The organism is Marinagarivorans algicola (assembly GCF_001292705.1).
Lineage (GTDB): Bacteria > Pseudomonadota > Gammaproteobacteria > Pseudomonadales > Cellvibrionaceae > Marinagarivorans > Marinagarivorans algicola.
This window is the reverse complement of the sequence record NZ_LGAK01000093.1, coordinates 1-1,959: the sequence shown is the minus strand read 5'-3', so window position 1 is coordinate 1,959 and position 1,959 is coordinate 1. Positions and strand designations below refer to the sequence as shown.

The window sequence follows — 1,959 nt, the reverse complement described above, 5'->3', positions numbered from 1 at the left end:
TTTGTAACCCACAAGCGCTCGAGGCCAAATAGTGTCCAATGAGTAATCATTGCTGAGAAAATGGATTGAGCTCACAATAAGTAGAGATTATAGGTAGAGTCACCAGCTGTAATCCGTGTAAGGCGTACAAGTATTACGGCTTTGAACCCCATAACTTTTGGCTTCGGGGTTTAACGTTGGGAATTTATTGTTATTGACTCACCTCAGTATGCAAAATTGCTCCAATGATAGGCCGGGGCGGGCGTGACAAAAATTAAATGACGTCAACCTTTACCGGTTGGCCTATCGTCATATTATAATAATGACTAATTTAGTTATTATGTTTTTTCTATTATGTTTTTTAAGTGAGAAGTTATGTTGTATGGTAAGTGCTTTTTGATGACATTAATTGTGTTTTTTTGGGCTATGATGGGGCAGAGGCTGCTGCCTGCGTATCGGCTAAAGTGCCAGCTAAAGTTGAGTCTTCTGTGTCTGTTTTACACGAGAGGTATGTCTCGAGCAGTGATAGTCACGCTCAGGTGCATGTTGCAAGCGTGGAAAAGGTTATGGAGTTGGGTACTGCCGAAGAGGTTAAAATAAATATGGTGGTGGTCGATCTCGGGCCATCAACAGATCTCTCACCGACTAAAAAAGTGTATTTTACGTTGTACAATAAAGGCGAGATGTTTAGTACCGATGCTGCGTTTGATATTGGTAACTATATGGCTGTAATTTCAGCCGTAAAAAAAGATGATTATCGTTTTGCGCTAGAGGTGACAAATGTTCGTAAAGATGGCTTGGGTATCATAAAAGAGCAATATATTATTGATGCCAATACGGCAATTAAAGCGATTCAAAATGTGCGTTGTGAACAGTTTGATTGCGAGAAGTCGGCAAATTTTAAGGGTAGTATCATCCTTCAAAAAAACCAGTCAAATAAGTTATAGTGCAACACTATTTTTTGCACTGCGCGGGTATAGTTACACTGTATCAGATTGTTAAAAAGTATTAGTGTTTACTTTGTAGGGTAAAATCAATAGAATCTCTATTTGTGGGCGGCGATATTTTAGTGTTCGCTACGGTGTTGGCGGATAATTTGGCCAGTAGGCACAAAAGAGTAATTAAAATCGATGTAAGTACTTATTATGTCTTTTCATTTTTAAAAATATAGCTATGTATTATCGCTGTTTATTGTGGTATAGCTTGAATGGAGTCGGTTAGTGTGTATATTCAAAAAATATTAATTTCATTGTTATTGGCCTTTTTTGTGTCAAATGTTAATGCTGCAACAAAGTTGGCGATTGGCGATGTTCCACCTAATTATCTTGGTAAAGATAGCGAGGGTGTAGAAATACATTTATCTGAAAATAAAGGTAAAATAGTAATCATTTCTTTTTGGGCATCATGGTGCCCGCCTTGCTTAAAAGAGTTACCTATTTTAGAAAATATTCAAAATAAATTAGGTGAGGATCAGGTGAAGGTGGTTGCTGTAAATTATAGGGATAACAATAAGCAGTACAGGGCGATAACAAAACAGTTAGAGGCTTTTAAGTTAACGCTAACCCGAGATAAGCGAGGAAGCTTAAGTCGAAAATTTGGTGTTAAGAATATACCTCATTTGTTTATAGTGGGTAAAAGTGGAAAAATCATTTATCAGAGTATTGGTTATGGCGATGATTCTACGGCAAAAATTGTAGATGCTCTGAATAAAGAGCTTTCAGCTGTTTAGAGTAATATCCTAATAAAGATAAGACCGAGTGCTAGAGTGGTAAACTGTTTTTACCGATAATAGGTATTCACTATCGATTAGCCCTGCAATCAAAGCAAGAACAAACGAGCTATATTCTACCCAGCGAGGTAACTTAGATATCACGACAATCCTAGAGGTGCTAGCGATGTGTAGGGTGAGGAGAGTGTCTATTTTGAACGCATCAAAATGGTTATCTTGATGGTAACTATCATAATGGCTTATTACAACAC

General features: G+C 37.5%; 2 protein-coding genes and 1 pseudogene. 2 read left to right on the top strand and 1 reads right to left on the bottom strand.

Annotation, left to right across the window (positions count from 1 at the left end):
• Positions 1–368: 368 nt before the first annotated feature.
• Both AC438_RS16270 and AC438_RS16265 read left to right on the top strand, forming a co-directional pair.
• Positions 369–926 carry a hypothetical protein gene (locus tag AC438_RS16270; protein WP_053982314.1) on the top strand — a complete coding sequence of 186 codons (558 nt, stop codon included), beginning with the start codon at positions 369–371 and terminating at the stop codon, positions 924–926.
• Positions 927–1,201: 275 nt separating this feature from the next.
• A complete protein-coding gene (locus AC438_RS16265) occupies positions 1,202–1,708 on the top strand; it encodes a TlpA family protein disulfide reductase (RefSeq protein WP_162230771.1) in 507 nt (168 codons plus the stop codon).
• Positions 1,709–1,717: 9 nt separating this feature from the next.
• Here AC438_RS16265 and AC438_RS17280 read toward each other — a convergent pair.
• Positions 1,718–1,959 (bottom strand): annotated as a pseudogene (locus AC438_RS17280) (hypothetical protein); the annotation flags it as partial.